The sequence below is a fragment of the Afipia sp. OHSU_II-C1 genome (assembly GCF_000497575.1).
Lineage (GTDB): Bacteria > Pseudomonadota > Alphaproteobacteria > Rhizobiales > Xanthobacteraceae > Afipia.
Window position 1 is genome coordinate 68,547 of the sequence record NZ_APJI01000023.1, and the last position, 15,909, is coordinate 84,455.

15 protein-coding genes are annotated in these 15,909 nt (G+C 62.9%); 6 read left to right on the plus strand and 9 right to left on the minus strand.

Annotation, left to right across the window (positions count from 1 at the left end):
- Positions 1–62: 62 nt before the first annotated feature.
- From I554_RS0122335 to I554_RS0122355, 5 genes are all read right to left on the minus strand, one after another.
- Positions 63–878 carry an ABC transporter permease gene (locus I554_RS0122335; protein WP_024574315.1) on the minus strand — a complete coding sequence of 272 codons (816 nt, stop codon included), beginning with the start codon at positions 876–878 and terminating at the stop codon, positions 63–65.
- The gene (locus tag I554_RS0122340; RefSeq protein ID WP_024574314.1) at positions 878–1,789 is read right to left on the minus strand and encodes an ABC transporter permease subunit; all 912 of its coding nucleotides are present in this window, start codon (positions 1,787–1,789) and stop codon (positions 878–880) included. Before I554_RS0122340 ends, I554_RS0122335 begins: the two co-directional genes overlap by 1 nt.
- Positions 1,786–2,889 carry an ABC transporter ATP-binding protein gene (locus tag I554_RS0122345; RefSeq protein ID WP_024574313.1) on the minus strand — a complete coding sequence of 368 codons (1,104 nt, stop codon included), beginning with the start codon at positions 2,887–2,889 and terminating at the stop codon, positions 1,786–1,788. The genes I554_RS0122340 and I554_RS0122345 overlap by 4 nt, the downstream gene beginning before the upstream one ends.
- On the minus strand, positions 2,886–4,331 hold the full coding sequence (locus tag I554_RS0122350; RefSeq protein ID WP_024574312.1) for a glycerol-3-phosphate dehydrogenase: 1,446 nt from the start codon (positions 4,329–4,331) through the stop codon (positions 2,886–2,888). The genes I554_RS0122345 and I554_RS0122350 overlap by 4 nt, the downstream gene beginning before the upstream one ends.
- 63 nt (positions 4,332–4,394) lie before the next feature.
- On the minus strand, positions 4,395–7,103 hold the full coding sequence (locus I554_RS0122355; RefSeq protein ID WP_024574311.1) for an EAL domain-containing protein: 2,709 nt from the start codon (positions 7,101–7,103) through the stop codon (positions 4,395–4,397).
- A 211-nt stretch (positions 7,104–7,314) separates the two neighbouring features.
- Between I554_RS0122355 and I554_RS0122360 the strand changes: the two genes are divergently transcribed.
- The gene (locus I554_RS0122360; RefSeq protein ID WP_024574310.1) at positions 7,315–8,436 is read left to right on the plus strand and encodes an NAD(P)/FAD-dependent oxidoreductase; all 1,122 of its coding nucleotides are present in this window, start codon (positions 7,315–7,317) and stop codon (positions 8,434–8,436) included.
- Positions 8,437–8,528: 92 nt separating this feature from the next.
- Here the strand turns inward: I554_RS0122360 and I554_RS26595 are convergent, their stop codons facing one another.
- Positions 8,529–8,705 carry a DUF465 domain-containing protein gene (locus tag I554_RS26595; RefSeq protein WP_081710847.1) on the minus strand — a complete coding sequence of 59 codons (177 nt, stop codon included), beginning with the start codon at positions 8,703–8,705 and terminating at the stop codon, positions 8,529–8,531.
- A gap of 356 nt (positions 8,706–9,061) precedes the next feature.
- Here I554_RS26595 and I554_RS0122370 point away from each other — a divergent pair, with 356 nt between their 5' ends.
- Positions 9,062–9,268 (plus strand): DUF465 domain-containing protein, encoded by a 207-nt coding sequence (locus tag I554_RS0122370; RefSeq protein ID WP_024574308.1) that lies wholly within the window; start codon positions 9,062–9,064, stop codon positions 9,266–9,268.
- A 27-nt stretch (positions 9,269–9,295) separates the two neighbouring features.
- Here the strand turns inward: I554_RS0122370 and I554_RS0122375 are convergent, their stop codons facing one another.
- Entirely contained in the window at positions 9,296–10,027 is a 732-nt protein-coding gene (locus I554_RS0122375) for a GGDEF domain-containing protein (RefSeq protein WP_024574307.1), read from the minus strand.
- 106 nt (positions 10,028–10,133) lie between these two features.
- Here I554_RS0122375 and purE point away from each other — a divergent pair, with 106 nt between their 5' ends.
- Entirely contained in the window at positions 10,134–10,625 is a 492-nt protein-coding gene (gene purE / locus I554_RS0122380; protein WP_024574306.1) for a 5-(carboxyamino)imidazole ribonucleotide mutase, read from the plus strand.
- Positions 10,622–11,728: a 5-(carboxyamino)imidazole ribonucleotide synthase gene (locus I554_RS0122385; RefSeq protein ID WP_024574305.1), complete on the plus strand. Its 1,107-nt coding sequence runs from the start codon at positions 10,622–10,624 to the stop codon at positions 11,726–11,728. The genes purE and I554_RS0122385 overlap by 4 nt, the downstream gene beginning before the upstream one ends.
- A 54-nt stretch (positions 11,729–11,782) precedes the next feature.
- Here I554_RS0122385 and aqpZ read toward each other — a convergent pair whose 3' ends face one another.
- Positions 11,783–12,496, minus strand: a complete 714-nt coding sequence (aqpZ, locus tag I554_RS0122390; RefSeq protein WP_024574304.1) for an aquaporin Z — start codon at positions 12,494–12,496, stop codon at positions 11,783–11,785.
- 270 nt (positions 12,497–12,766) lie between these two features.
- Here aqpZ and rpsU point away from each other — a divergent pair, with 270 nt between their 5' ends.
- The gene (gene rpsU, locus I554_RS0122395) at positions 12,767–13,066 is read left to right on the plus strand and encodes a 30S ribosomal protein S21 (protein ID WP_002713348.1); all 300 of its coding nucleotides are present in this window, start codon (positions 12,767–12,769) and stop codon (positions 13,064–13,066) included.
- A 104-nt stretch (positions 13,067–13,170) separates the two neighbouring features.
- On the opposite strand, the gene I554_RS0122400 is transcribed toward rpsU, so the two are convergent.
- On the minus strand, positions 13,171–14,661 hold the full coding sequence (locus tag I554_RS0122400) for an aldehyde dehydrogenase family protein (protein ID WP_024574303.1): 1,491 nt from the start codon (positions 14,659–14,661) through the stop codon (positions 13,171–13,173).
- Between the two features lie 113 nt (positions 14,662–14,774).
- Between I554_RS0122400 and I554_RS0122405 the strand changes: the two genes are divergently transcribed.
- Complete coding sequence (locus tag I554_RS0122405) at positions 14,775–15,881, plus strand: substrate-binding domain-containing protein (RefSeq protein ID WP_024574302.1); 1,107 nt, start codon at positions 14,775–14,777, stop codon at positions 15,879–15,881.
- Positions 15,882–15,909 lie beyond the last annotated feature (28 nt).

The following is a 15,909-nucleotide window of genomic DNA, read 5'->3' on the forward strand; positions in this document are numbered from 1 at the left end:
GGATCAGCACCACACCGGCAAGTCGCATTTCAGAGACAGGCCGTTGCGGCAGGTCTTTCAGACTAAAGCGGCGCGGCGCTTTCGCCCTGCTCGCTCGACAGCTTCGATGCCAGCGACGCGGCGACGATCACCAGCGCTACCACCGCGATCACCAGCGTACAGATCGCGTTGATCTCCGGCTTCACGCCGAGCCGCACCTCGGAATAGATCCGGATCGGCAGCGTTGCCGATCCCGGCCCGGTGGTGAAGCTGGCGATCACGAGGTCGTCCAGCGACAACGTAAAGGCCAGCATCCAGCCCGCCGCAATCGACGGTAACATCAGCGGCAGCGTCACCGCGATGAACGCCTGAACCGGCGAGCAGCCGAGATCCATCGCGGCTTCCTCAAGACTGCGATCCAGCGTGCTCAGCCGCGACTGCACCACCACCGTCACGAAGCACATGGTGAGCGTGGTGTGCGCGACGGTGACGGTCCAAAACCCGCGTCCGGCATCGATGGCGACGAACAGCAGCAGCAACGACAGCCCGGTGATGACTTCGGGCATCACCAGCGGCGCATAGAGCATCCCCGAGAACAGCGTGCGCCCCTTGAAGCGCTCCCCGCGCGCCAGCCCGAGGGCCGCCAGCGTGCCAAGCAAGGTCGCGGCGGTCGCTGAGCAGAACGCCACGCGCAGGCTCATCCATGCCGCCGACAGCATGGCCTCGTCGTTGAAGAATTCGATGTACCAGCGCAGCGACCAGCCGCCCCACACCGTGACAAGGCGAGAAGCATTGAACGAATAGATCACGAGGATCGCAATCGGCAGGTACAGAAACGCCAGCCCCAGCGCCACCGCGGCGAGATTGAATGTGGAGAAGCGAGCTTGCCGCGCAGCCATCAGCGCTGCTCCAGATGACGGCGCTGCAGCTTCTCGTAGATCAACAGCGGCACCAGCAATACGACGAGCAGCACGACGGCAATCGCCGATGCCACCGGCCAGTCCTTGTTGGTGAAGAACTCCAGCCACAGCGTCTGACCGATCATCATGCGATCGGAGCCCGCCAGCAGATCGGGAATCACGAACTCGCCGACGATGGGAATGAAGCACAGCAGCACGCCCGCGCCGATGCCCGGCAGCGATAGCGGGAAAGTCACCAGCCAGAAGGCCTTCAGCCGCGAGGCGCCGAGATCGGCGGCGGCTTCGAGCAGCGCGTCGTCCATTTTCGACAGCGTCGCGTAAAGCGGCAGGATCATGAACGGGAAATATGAGTAGACGATGCCGAGATACATCGCTGCGTCGGTCGAGAGCCAGACCAGCGGCTTGTCGATGATGCCCAGCGCGAGCAGGGCCTTGTTCAGCAAGCCGTCATGCTGGAGCACATTGATCCAGGCGTAGATGCGGATCAGGAACGAGGTCCAGAACGGCACAATCACAAGCATCATCGCGATGGGCTGCCACCGCTGCGGCAGCCGCGACATGCCGTAAGCCACCGGATAGCCGATCAGCAGCAGGATCGCGGTGGACGTGATCGCGACCTTGAGGCTGCGGACATAAGAGAAAACATAGAGATCGTCCGACGCCAGCAGCTTGAAGTTGTCGAACGACAGCGCGCTCAAGCCCGCCTTAAAGGCATCCCAACCCGCAGCAAGATCGAACACCGGAACGTAGGGCGGCTGGGCGATGGCGGTTTGCGACAGCGCGATCTTCAGCACGAAGCCGAACGGCACAAGGAAAAACAGCGCCATCCAGAGATAGGGCGCGATGGCCGCAAGCCGCGCCGGGCGGGTGAAGATGCGCCGCCCGCTCATCGGTCCAGCACCACGACATCGTCGGGCGCGAATGAAACGGTCACCCGTTGCCCCACCACAAACCCATCGGCGGATGCTCGCGTCGCGTTCGCCGCGGCCACCCGCAGGACCGCGCCGCCATCGAGTTTGACCGCATGGACCGACACGCCGCCGAGGAACCCAGTGGATGTCAGATCGCCGCTGAATGTGTTGACGGCGGGTTCGCCGGACGCCTCCTTGGATATCCGGATTTTTTCCGGGCGGATCGCCACGCAGATAACGCTGGTTCCCGATGACGGCGCATGCGACGCGACAATTGTACCCGCACTCTGCGTCGCGATCGTAAAGTGACCCGCCTGACGCGCGGCCACCTGCCCTTCAATCAGATTGATGTCGCCGACAAAGCCGGCGATCCAGCGCGAATTCGGCGCTTCGTAGAGTTCCCGCGGCGGCGCGACCTGCACCAATCTGCCTTTATTCATCACGCCGATGCGGTCGGCCACCGTCATCGCCTCTTCCTGGTCGTGGGTCACGATGATGAAGGTCATGCCGAGACGACGCTGTACGTCCAGCAATTCGGCCTGCGTGCTTTCGCGCAGCTTCTTGTCGAGCGCGGCCAGCGGCTCGTCGAGCAGCAGCACCCGCGGACGGCGCGCCAGCGACCGTGCCAGCGCCACGCGCTGGCGCTGGCCGCCCGACAATTGGTCGGGGCGGCGTTTCTCGAGTCCCTCCAGGCGCACCAGCGCCACCACTTCGGCGACACGCGCGGCGATCTCGTCTTTCGGCAATCCTGCGCGCTTCAGCCCAAACGCGATGTTGCCCTCAACGGTGAGATGCGGAAACAGCGCGTAATTCTGGAACATCATGTTGACGGGACGCTCATGCGGCAGCACATGCGCGATATCCGCACCATCAAGATGGATCGCACCCGCGTCCGGCGTCTCGAACCCCGCCAGCATGCGCAGCAGCGTGGTCTTGCCGCAGCCTGATGGCCCCAGCAGCGCGAAGAATTCTCCGGCAGCGATATCGAGCGACAGATCGTCCACCGCCGTGAAGCCGCCGAAGCGCTTCACCACCGATGCGATCCGCAGCAGCGGGCTTTTAACAACGCCAGCCGTCATGCCGTCGCCATGAATGTTTCGAGCGCCTCGCGGTCCTGCCGCGACATCGTCAGGCCGAGTTTGGAGCGCCGCCACACAATGTCGTCGGCAAACCGGGCGAATTCTTCCGTCATCAGATAACGCACCTCCACGCCGGTGAGGTCATCGCCGAACCGTGGCCCAAGGTCATCCATGCTTTTTGCCGCACCCAGAATCCGCTCGATCCGCGTGCCGTATGACGCGATCAGCCGCTGCGCATGACGCTCGCTGAGGAATGTCCAGCGCTGGCGCGCAGTGTCCACCTGATCGCCAAACGTATCCCACCCGAAATCGCCACCGGGCAACGGTTCGGACGCAGTCCGAGACGGCGGCAACTCGAAAAACGACGCAAGCTGCGCCAGCGCGATTTCCGCCCGCCGACGCGCAGTTGTCGTCGCGCCGCCGATCATGGTCAGCAACGGCGCCTTGCCGGACTTCCGGTCCCGTTTCACGATGCCGTTGCGATGGCCCGTGGCGTCGCAGCCGGCCATCGCGTGCATCACGTCGGCTCCTTCGATCCGCACCCGGAAATAGCGGCTCGCCGCCGCGCACAGATAGGCGATGTCGTCAGCACTTGCCGAGGCCATCGCCGGATCTCCGGCGAAGCTCCGCTCGGATGTTCCGATCAGCGTGAAATCGCGATGATAGGGAATGGCATAGACCATGCGGCGGTCGTCGTTCTGGAGCACATAGACATTGTCGCCATCGAACATCCGCCTCACGACGATCTGGCTGACTTTCACGAAGCTCGCTTGAACGGCAGGCAAATGCAAGACGGTTTCGGCGACCTGCCGCGCCCACGCGCCGCTCGCATTCACCAGAGCCCGCGCGGTGACGGTTTCGCGCCGGCCGCGGTTGACGACCGCCAGCCGCCAGGTCCCGGAGCGTTCAGCCCACACGCAGCGTGCGCCGGTCCGGATCGCGGCGCCGCGGGCTGCGGCGTCGGCCGCATTGAGAACGACAAGCCGCGTTTCGTCCACGGTGCAGTCGGAATATGCCAGCGCCAGCCCGAGCGATCGCTTGAGCGAATGACCCGCTTCGTCGATCGTCAGGTCGAGGACTTCGGACCGCGGTAACGGGCTTCTCGCGGCAAGAAGGCTATAAACAAACAGCCCGCCGCGCAGCATAGCCGGAGGCCGCTCTTCGGAATGAACCGGGAGCACGAAACGGGCCGGACGCACCAGATGCGGCGCGATACGCAACGCGATGTCCCGCTCCGCCAGCGCGGCGCGCACCCGCAGCGCATTCCCCCGTTCAAGATCGATGAAATTGCCATGCATCAAATGGGGAGCGGCTGCCGTCCCGCCGCTGCCGAGATCGTTCTGCTCGAACAGCGCCACCCGCAAACCGCGTCCGGCAGCATCGCGCGCGACGCTCGCGCCGTTGAGGCCGCCTCCGATGATCGCAATGTCGACATCAGCCATGCCGCGATGATCTCCGATGGCGATCATCGCAAGTCAAGCCCGGGGATTAGCGACAGATGTTCGTCAGCCAACCCTGCGCGGCAGGTTCGAGACGTTGGAAACGCTCTTGGTGCGGCCGATCCATTCCGCATAGGTCTCGATCGGCGCCGGCTTGCCAAGGAGATAGCCCTGCACCTGATCGCAGGCCTCGTCCGCGAGGAAGGACAGCTGTTCCTGGGTTTCCACGCCTTCGGCGACAATGGAAATGTTCAACCCGTGGCCAAGACCGATCATCGCGCGGATGATGGCGGCCGATTGCGGATTGCGTCCGAGATTCATGACAAAGGCGCGGTCGATCTTGATCTTGTCGAAGGGGAACGCCTGCAAATAGGTCAGCGAGGAATAGCCGCTGCCGAAATCGTCCATCGCGATCCGCACGCCGAGCGCCTTCAGCCGCCGCAGCAATGAAAGCCCGCGGTCGAAGTCCTCGATCAGCACGCCCTCGGTGATTTCAAGCTCTAGCCGGCCGGGCGCGAGACCGGTTTCGATCAGAATGGAATGGACCAGCCCGACGAGATCGCCGTGCATGAACTGCGCCGGGGACAGATTGACCGAGATTTGCAGATCCTTCGGCCACGACGCCGCCTCGCGGCAGGCTTCGCGCAGAATCCACTCGCCCATCTCGACGATCAGGCCGCTTTCTTCCGCCAGCGGAATGAAGTCGCCGGGCGGAACGAAACCGCGCACGGGATGGGTCCACCGCGCCAGCGCCTCGAAACCGAGAACGTGATCGGACTTCATCTTGTGGCGCGCACGGGCCTGCGGCTGATAGTGCAGCGACAGTTCGCCGTTCCTGATCGCAGTCGACAGATCCTGATGCAACGCGCGGCGGTCGCGGAGCTGCTGGTCGAGCTCCATATCGAAGAAGTTGATCGAGCCGCGCGCCTTGGTCTTGGCCCGGAACAGAGCGGCGTCCGCGTTGGTGAGCAATGTTTCGGCGTCGCGGCCATTGCGCGGATACACCGAGATTCCGATGGTGAGACCGATGCGGACTGCGCGCCCGTCGAACGTGAATTCGGTCTGCATCGACTGCATCAGGCGCGTGGCGAGCGCCTTGGCGGAATCGGGCTGAAGACCGTCGATGATGAGACCAAACTCGTCGCCGCTGAGACGCGCAACCACGCCGCCGGAAATGACCGATTCAAGACGCCGCGAGAATTCGATCAGCAACTGGTCGCCGACCTCGTGGCCGAACACATCGTTGATTTCCTTCAGCCGGTCGAGATCGAGCGAGAGCACCGCGAATTCCTCGTCGGTGTCCTCGCAGGCGTCGATCATCTGCTCCAGAGCCTGCAGAAACGCCGCGCGGTTCGGCAATTCCGTCAGCGCATCGTGATAGGCCATGTGGGCCATGCGCGACTCGGTCTCGCGCCGGTCGGTGATGTCTTCGTTGGTCTTGATGAGATATTGCGGCTCACCGGCCTCGTCGAGAACGGTCACGCGCCGAGTCAGGAACAGACGCAGCCCGTTTTCGGTCTGGATCGGATGTTCCTCGGTGACGACGCCTTTCTTGCGGACGGCCTCCTCATCGCGCTTGAGAATGAACTGCACGTCGGCCGGGTTGTAGATGTCCTCGAGCGTGGAGCCGATCACGTCCTCGCGCCGGCGCGTCAGCATGGCTTCGGCGGCGCGGTTGGCGAGCACGTACTGACCATCGCTGAGCCGCTTGACGACGAGCGAGACCGGGATGTTGTCGACCACCTGTTCCAGGAATTTCTTCGCGCTCTGGACTTCCCGCGACAGGGAGCGGCGATCGGTCACGTCCTCGAACAGGGAAACCAGGAATTCCGGTTTGCCTTTCTCGTCGCGCGCGATCATGCGGTTGCAGGCGATCAGGCGTCTGCCGCCATTGTGCTCGATGGACAATTCGGTGCGCGTCTGCCCGGTCGGCGAAGCGATCGCGTCGCGGTCCGCCTCCGTGACCATCTGCGCCGCTTCCGGCACGTAAACCTTCTCCGCGGTGTGGCCTATAATCTGATCGCGGCTCAATCCGGAGAATTGCTCGAACGCGCGGTTGGCGAGAATGTACCTGCCATCCTCGATGCTCTTGGCGGCGACGCAGACCGGAATGTTGTCGATGACCGATTCAAGGAAGTGCGTGGTGGTTGCAAGCTTCCGCGACATCCTGCGCTGCGCGGTGCAATCCTCGTGGGTCGAGACGACCCCGCCGTTCGACAGTTCGCGATGCTTGATCACGATTGAGCGCCCGTCGCGCAACTCGCAGATATGCCCTTCTGCGGTTTTGACGTTGCGGTAGTACTCTTCGATGTCGTCGCACAGCATGCCTCGTGTCGCACGCAGTGCGGTGAGATCGCGGCCGGTCATTCCGGGCACGAGATCCGCACGGGAGAACCCATACATTTCCAGATAGCGGTCGTTGCAGAAGACGATGCGCTTGCGCGCGTCGACCATGACAATGCCGATCGTCAGATTGTTGAGCGCGCTTGAAACGAATGCGGCGCGCCTGATATTGGCATGACGTGCACGCCGCAGCGCGGTCGAAACCCAGAGGATGATGGCGGCAAGAAACGCGGCGACAACGAAGCCGCCCATTGCCACCTGCCATACCAGCGCGGTATTCGAGATTTCCAGAGCCGTTGCAGAGAACGAGCCATCGGGATTGGCGACGATCTGCGAGGCCGCGCTGCCCGGCGCCAAAATGGCGCAGAGACATGCAGCGGCCCACACCGGGCTCGCTGTGGTCGCTCGTGCTTGCTTCTGCCAGCCGGTCATTACCATTCCGCGGAATTCTTCATCCCGCAGTGTCTGGCTGTACCTCTTTGGATCGGGTAAACGCGTAATCGCGGCTCCCTCACATTGTGACTTAAATGCGGGCAATTGGCCACTTATGCTTAACCAAGCCCTAACGCGGACAGCATCGCAAAGTGGCGCGCTGAACATAGAATGAGCAAGAAACGAATCGTTCCAGCAGGGCGAAACATCCATGGACAGAATTGAGTGTGTTGTGGTCGGCGCCGGCATCGTCGGGCTCGCCGTTGCACGCAAACTGGCGCGCGCGGGTCTTGAGGTTGTGGTGGTCGAGGCCGCCGGGGACATCGGCACCGGCACATCCTCGCGCAACAGCGAGGTGATCCACGCCGGGATTTATTATCCGGCGGGCAGCCTGATGGCGCGGATGTGCGTTGCCGGCAAGCAGGCGCTCTATCAATACTGCGACGCCCATGGCGTGCCGTACTGGCGCTGCGGCAAGCTGATCGTGGCGACCGCGAGCAATGAGGACGAGAAGCTGGTCTCGATCAAGTCGCATGCCGAAGCCAACGGCGTCGATGACATGCGGGTGCTGTCGGCTGCCGAAGCGCGCGCCCTCGAGCCTGCCCTGCATTGCACCGGCGCGTTGCTCTCGCCATCGACCGGCATCGTTGACAGCCATGCCTATATGCTGGCACTGCGCGGCGAGATCGAAGATGCGGGCGGAGCACTCGCATTTCATGCACCGCTCAAGCGCGCGACCGCTGTTTCTGATGGCTTCGAAGTCGAGATCGGCGGCGACGCGCCGATGACGCTGAAGTGCCGCATCCTGATCAATTCGGCGGGGCTGAACGCGCCTGCCATTGCCCGCGCCATCGACGGCATGCCCGCCGACCGCATTCCGGTAAGCTACTACGCCAAGGGCAACTACTTCAGTTGCAGCACGCGCGCGCCGTTCTCGCACCTGATCTATCCGGTGCCGGAGCCAGGCGGACTTGGCGTGCATCTGACCATCGATCTCGGCGGACAGGCGAAATTCGGCCCCGATGTCGAATGGGTCGACAGTCCCGACGCGGCAAGTCTCGACTATGCGGTGGATCCGGCACGTGCAGAGCGGTTTTACCCGGCAATCCGCCGCTACTGGCCGGCGCTGCCGGATGGCGCGCTGACACCGAGCTATTCCGGCGTCCGGCCAAAGATCGTGCCGCCCGCCATCGCACGGCAGGATTTCGTGATCCAGGGCCCGCAGGACCATGGCCTCGCGGGGCTGGTCAACCTGTTCGGGATCGAGTCGCCCGGCCTGACCTCATCCCTCGCAATCGCAGACGAAGCCGCCCGCGTCGCCGGGGTAACGTAGCCTCGGCCGCAGGCATCACCGCACCTCGCAACGGCACCTGCTGCCGTTACGAGCATCGCGCTGAATTTCCGTGCGATTAAATGGTGGAAAAGTCAGTGGACCGTAGAGAGCTTGATGCGCTCGATTTGATCCTTGAGCACCAGCTTGCGGCGCTTGAGTTCGATAATCTGGAGGTCGTCGGTAGAAAGATGCTGGAGAGCATCGTGCAATTCGTTTTCCAGAACTTCGTGTTTACGTTCCAGTTCAACGAGATGCGCCTGAATCGCCATAGAAGTCTCCTCTGCTAAGTGGACCTCAGATCGGATCTGGACGGTTAAGTCTACATGACCGAGGCGGTCTGTCGACAGCGGAGTTAAAAGAGCCGTTCAAAATTTTCGTGCACAAAGGAAACGAATTGTGAGGGAACCCGGCCCGCGATACCGTCACCGGTATATCGCGCGTCCGCGAGCCGACTTAAATCCTCTGGGGCTCGCTGATCCAACATGCGCGAAACGCCCGCCGAAACGGATGCAAATGTTGGAACTGGACTACTGGAGTTGGTAACAATTTTCTGCAATGACGGTCATGCGGAAGCGTTCTGAGACACTTACCTGAAAGTCTGGGCGAATTCAGTCAAATGACGGTTATGGTAGATCAGGACAACAACGAATACGCGCTTGAACTGGCGCAGTTGCAGCAGGAGCATCGCGACCTGGACGCCGCCATCGAAGCGCTGCATCAGTCGCCCGCGCCGGACCTGCTCAGATTGCAGCGTTTGAAAAAACGCAAGCTTCAGTTGCGCGACCGCATTTCATTCATCGAAGACCAGATCACGCCAGACATCATCGCCTGAGCTGCGTGACGACTCTGCCGCATGGTGTCAGAGCGCTGCCAGCGCGCGGCCTCCCCGCCGCAATGCCTTTCGCGCATACATTGCGCGATCCGCCGCCTCCATCACATCCGCAGCACTGTCCGCAGCGCCGATCAGCGCAACACCTGCAGATGCGCCTGCGACCACAGGCCTTCCCTTGAACACAAATGTGAGCTGATCGATCGCCTGCTCCAGCGCCGCCGCTTTCGCCTGCGCATCGGCCTGCGTCAAATTCCAGAGCAGCAGTCCGAATTCATCGCCACCCAGACGGCCCACCACATCCGACGAGCGGACATGGCGCATTAGCACTGCGACCACACCCTTGAGCACGATGTCGCCGGCCGCGTGACCGAAGGTGTCATTGATCGGCTTGAGGCGATCGACGTCGAGCACGATCAGCGCGCCGCCCGCCTTGTAGCGACGGATGTAGGCGATCGAGCGGTCGAGTTCGCGTTCAAAGCCGCGGCGGTTGTAGATGTTCAGCAGGAAGTCGGTATCGGCCCAGGCCTGCAGTTCGTCGATCCGGGCCTCGGCAGCGGCAAGTTCCACCTTCAGGGCCGCGACCTGCCGCCTGGCCTTGGCCAGCGGATCGGCCGGCGGCTTGCGCTCGGGCTTCGGCGGGGCGGATTTTGCGGTTTTGCTCCGGCTGGCCGGTTTCTTCGCCGCCCGCCCCCGTGACGCCATTTTGCCGCGCGCTTTCTTCAAGTTTCCGCCTCTAATCCGCTTGACCGGCGCGGCCATTGACCATGAAAGGATAACGGATTCGCGCCGATGTCGCATTAGCTTGCCTCGCAGGGGCGCAACCCTATAATCCGCCCTCTTTTTCGGCCCTTTTTGAAGATTCCAGATGACCACCCTCGTTGCCATTATCATGGGAAGCCAGTCCGACTGGGAAACCATGCGCCATGCCGCAGAGACCCTGACCGCGCTCGGCGTCGCGCACGAGGCGCGCATCGTCTCGGCGCACCGCACCCCCGAGCGGCTCTACAGCTTCGCCAAGGGGGCCAAGGCGGCCGGGTTCCAGGTTGTCATCGCCGGTGCCGGAGGCGCTGCGCATCTGCCCGGCATGGCAGCCGCGTTGACGGAACTCCCGGTGTTCGGCGTGCCGGTGGAATCCAAGGCGCTGTCAGGCGTGGATTCGCTGTACTCCATTGTGCAAATGCCCGCCGGAATCCCCGTCGGCACCTTGGCGATCGGAAAGTCGGGCGCTATCAATGCCGCCCTGCTCGCCGCAAGTGTGCTGGCTCTCAACGATGCCGGCCTTGCAACCCGGCTTGCGACATGGCGCAAGCAACAGACCGAGGCCGTGAGCGAGCGCCCAAAGGAAGAAACTAAGTGACATCTTCAGGTCGGGTGACGCTGAAACCAGGCGACACCATTGGAATTCTCGGCGGCGGACAATTGGGCCGGATGCTCGCGCTCGCCGCAGCACGTCTCGGCCTCAAGGCGCAGGTGTTTTCGCCGGATCCGGATTCGCCGGCCTTCGACGTGGTGCAGAACGCGACCTGCGCGGAATATGCCGATGTCGAGGCGCTCGAACTGTTCGCATCCGATGTCGCCGTCATCACCTACGAGTTCGAGAACATCCCCTCCTCGACCGCGATGATCCTGTCGGCCCGCCGTCCGGTGCTGCCGGACCCGCAGGTGCTGGAAACCGTGCAGGACCGGTTCGCGGAAAAGAATTTCGTGAGCAAGCTCGGCATCGCCACCGCACGCTATGCCGATGTCTCCTCCGCGCAGGATCTGAAAACCGCTATCGCCCAGATCGGGCTGCCCGCCGTGCTCAAGACCCGGCGCTTCGGTTACGACGGCAAGGGTCAGGTCGTGGTCCGCGAAGGCGACGATCCGGAAACGGTGTGGGCCGATCTTGAAACACGCTCCGCAATCCTCGAAGCCTTCGTGCCGTTCGAACGCGAGATTTCCGTGGTCGCCGCGCGCAGCGCCAGTGGCGAAGTGGTCTGCTACGACGTCACCGAGAACGAGCATCGCGACCACATCCTGAAGTATTCCCACGCCCCGGCGCGCATTTCCGATGAGCTCGCGGCACAGGCCCGCGTGATCGCAGAGAAGATCGCGACCGCGCTGAACTATGTCGGCGTGCTGGCGGTGGAGCTGTTCGTGGTGCCCGGCAAGGACGGCCCGAGCCTGCTGGTCAACGAGATTGCGCCACGGGTGCACAACTCCGGCCACTGGACGCTGGACGGCGCGTCGGTGTCGCAGTTCGAGCAGCACATCCGCGCCATCGCCGGCTGGCCGCTGGCGCATCCGGTCCGGCATGGCGACGTCACCATGACCAACCTGATCGGCGACGACATCCTCGATTACGGCAAGTGGCTGGGCGTCCCCGGCGCCACTGTGCATCTTTATGGCAAGGGCGCGCCGCGCCCCGGCCGCAAGATGGGCCATGTGACCGAGGTCAAGGCTCCCCAAAAGCAGAAATAAAAGGGCTGCCGCGATCGCTCGCGACAGCCTCCGTCTTTATCTGAAGATCAGGCGTTACCTGCCCGCGACGACTCCTTCCGGCTCGTCACTCAGCCAGCGATAGACCACGCCGCCGATGACACCGCCGATCAGCGGCGCGACCCAGAACAGCCAGAGTTGCTGAATGGCCCAGCCGCCGACGAACAGGGCGGGACCGGTGCTGCGCGCCGGGTTCACCGAGGTGTTGGTGACCGGGATGCTGACGAGATGGATCAGCACCAGCGCAAGGCCGATGGCGAGCGGCGCGAAACCGGCCGGTGCCTTGCCATGGGTCGCGCCCATGATGATGAAGAGGAACATGGCCGTCATGGTCACTTCCATGACGAAGCCTGACATGAGGCTGTACTTGCCCGGCGAATGATCACCGTAACCGTTGGACGCGAAGCCGCCGGCGAGATCGAAACCGGCCTTGCCGCTGGCGATCACATAGAGCAGCCCGGCGGCGGCGACTGCGCCGATCACCTGAGCAATCACATAAGGCACGATCTGACTGGCCGGGAACCGTCCGCCGGCGGCGAGCCCGACCGTGACGGCGGGATTGAGGTGGCAGCCGGACACGTGGCCGATGGCGAACGCCATGGTGACAACGCTCAGGCCGAAGGCAAACGAGACCCCAAGCAGGCCAATGCCGACCTGCGGAAAGGCCGCTGCAAGGACCGCGCTGCCGCACCCCCCAAACGTCAGCCAGAACGTGCCGATGACCTCGGCGGTGTACTTTTTCGCGTTCATATTGATTCTCCCCTGATCGTGCCGCAGGACTATCCGGCGGCGGGGACCGCAGGAACCCGGTATCCGGGGCTTTCCAGCCCCTCCGAATCGCGGCCCGGCACCGGGATTCTGCCCGAAAATCGGCCGCTCCGGCCCCTGAAAAACCCCGGTCCACAGTGGACATTCGCGGTTTGATCTGGTACATCCGCGCCTTCGATGGGAAGGGCGTGGCCTTTAGCCAGTCCTTTGTCGTCTCCAGAATTTCCTGATTGAAACCAAAGAGGATGCCGCGTGCAGGTTCTCGTCCGCGATAACAATGTCGACCAGGCTCTCAAGGCGCTGAAGAAGAAGATGCAGCGCGAGGGCATTTTCCGCGAGATGAAGCTCCGCGGTCATTACGAAAAGCCCTCCGAGAAGAAGGCCCGCGAAAAGGCGGAAGCCGTTCGCCGCGCCCGCAAGCTCGCGCGCAAGAAGCTGCAGCGCGAAGGCCTGCTGCCGATGAAGCCGAAGCCCGTGTTCGGTGCCGGTCCGGGCGCAGACCGTGGTGCTGGCGGCCGTGGCGGCGCTGGTGCGCCGCGTGGACCGCGCTAAGCGCTTCAATCGAATTTTGAATATCAAAACGCGGGCCTCACGGCCCGCGTTTTTGTTTGAACGGTGCCTCTTCACCTCTCCCCGTTCACGGGGAGAGGGAGATTTCAAACGTTCAGATTCATCCAGACCGCTTTCGGCTCGGTGAAATTCGCCAGCGCTTCGGTGCCGTGTTCGCGGCCAAAGCCCGAGTCGCCCGCACCGCCCCATGGCAACCGCACATCGGTATAGCCATAGGTGTTGATCCAGACCGTGCCGGCCTTTGCCTTTTTCGCGAAACGCTGCGTGCGTCCGATGTCACGGCTCCATACGCCTGCCGCGAGACTGAACGCCGTGCCGTTGGCGATGCGGATCGCATCGGCCTCGTCCTTGAACCTGATGACGCTGACCACCGGGCCGAAGATTTCTTCCTGTGAGATCCGCATTTCGTGCTTCACATTCGCGAACACCGCCGGGCTGATGTAGTAGCCGCGATCTCCGACATGCTGGCCGCCGGTGACAAGCGTCGCGCCCTCCTTCTGGCCGATATCGACATACTCGAGAATCGACTTCATCTGCTTCTCGGAGATCACGGGCCCCAGCGCTGTGGTCTTGTCGGCGGTGTCGCCCATGCGCAGTGCTTCGGCACGGGCGGTGAGCCGCGCGACCACTTCTTCATAGACCTTCTCGTGCGCGAGGACGCGCGAGCCTGCCGAACACACCTGCCCGGCATTGAAGAAGATGCCTGCGGCTGCGGCCTTGGTCGCCGCATCGAGATCGGCGTCGTCATAGATCACGTTGGCCGACTTGCCGCCGAGTTCGAGCGACACCCGCTTGAAGTTGCCTGCCGCGCCTTTGAGAATTCCGCGGCCAACGCCGGGCGAACCGGTGAAAGTCACCTTATCCACGCCGGGATGATTGACCAGCGCGTCGCCGACCACACGGCCGGGACCAGGCACGATGTTGAGCACGCCCGGCGGCAGACCTGCCTCGAGCGCAAGCTCGCCAAGGCGCAGCGCCGACAGCGACGTCAGCTCGGCAGGCTTCATGACAATGGTGCAGCCGCAGGCCAGCGCTGGCGCCAGCTTCCACATGCCGATCATCAGCGGGAAATTCCATGGCACGATCACCGCGACCACACCGACCGGCTCGCGCACGGTATAGGTCAACGCATCGCTGCGGGTCGGCACGGTGTCGCCGTGAATCTTGTCGGCCCAGCCCGCGTAATAGGTCAGCGTGTCGACGGCGGCGGGGAGATCCTGCCGCAGCACGGCGGCGATCGGCTTGCCCGCATCGCGGCTTTCCAGTTCGGCAATCTCTGCGCCGTGCTTCTTCAGAAGCTCCGCGAAACGAAACAGGATGTGGCCGCGTTCTGCGGGACGCATGGTGCCCCAAATCCCTTCAAAGGCGCGGCGCGCTGCATCGACCGCCCGGTCGACATCGGCCTCATTGCCCTCCGAGATGGTCGCGATCACCTGCCCGGTGGCGGGATTGAGCGTGTTGAAGGTCCGCCTCGAGACCGACTCGACGTGGCGACCGTCGATGAGGAGTTGCTTGCGGAGAACGACGGCATTGTCGTGCGCGGTCGTACCGTGGGAGTAATCATATGCAATTGACATCATATTTCTCCTGTTCTTTTCTTGAGTTTGTTCATTAGAAATCCCACAGTAAATATGATATGATGTGCCAATGGCTCACGATCATATGAAATTGGATTCATAAGGACGTCACGATGCTGCAGATCGAGATCGAACCCGTCTGGCGGTTTCACAAGGAAGGCAGCCCGCAGACCGCCGTCGTGATGCTCGGCGTGCTCAACGACATCCGCACATCCGGCAAACTCACCAGTGCCGCAGACCACGCCGGGCTTTCGTATCGGCATGTCTGGAATCTGGTCGAGCAATGGTCGGAGTTCTTCGGCGTGCCGCTGGTCGAAACCCATCGCGGCAAAGGCACGACGCTGACCGCATTCGGCGAGAAACTGGTGTGGGCCGGACAACGCATGCAGGCGCGGCTCGGCCCTCAACTCGAAAACCTCGCTCAGGAACTCGCCACCGAGATCAAGCCCTTCCTGCATCAGCGCCCGTCAGTCATCCGCGTGCACGCAAGCCATGGATTCGCGGTCTCAAAGCTGCGCGAGCTGCTCGACAAGGAACCCGGCATCGGCGTCGATCTGCGCTATGTGAGCAACCAGAACTCGCTGGTATCGCTGGCGCAGGGTGCCTGCGATCTGTCCGGCGTCCACATCCCGCGTGGCGAGCTGCGCGCACAAAGCGTCAAGGCCTGCCGGGAATGGCTCGATCCGCGCGAGGATCGCGTCATCAGCTTCGTGACCCGCGAGATGGGCCTGATGGTGAAGTCCGGCAATCCGCTCAGGATCGGATCGCTGAGCGACCTCGTCGAAACCAGGGCGCGCTTCGTCAACCGCGACCACGATTCCGGCACACGCACGCTGTTCGACCAGTTGCTGAAACTGCACAAGATCGACGAGGCGAGGATCAATGGCGCGCAGCAGATGGAATTCACCCATGCCGCCGTGGCCGCCTATGTGGCGAGCGGCATGGCGGATGCGGCGTTCGGCGTCGAAGCCGCCGCCAGACAGTTCGGACTCGATTTCGTCCGGCTGCTGACGGAGGACTATTTCTTCGTCTGCCGCCGCGCGTTTCTGGACACCGAACCGATGCAGCGCGTGCTCGACATCATGAAGGGCGATGCGTTCCGCGATGCGGTCACGCAACTTCCCGGCTATCTCGCAGCGAGCCCCGGAGCGGTCAGCACGGTGAAGGAGTTTCTGGATATCGTCGACGCCACCAGCCGGCCCATTAAGATTAAGCCTTAACCAATTATTAAGTCTGAGTTTGCGGGCC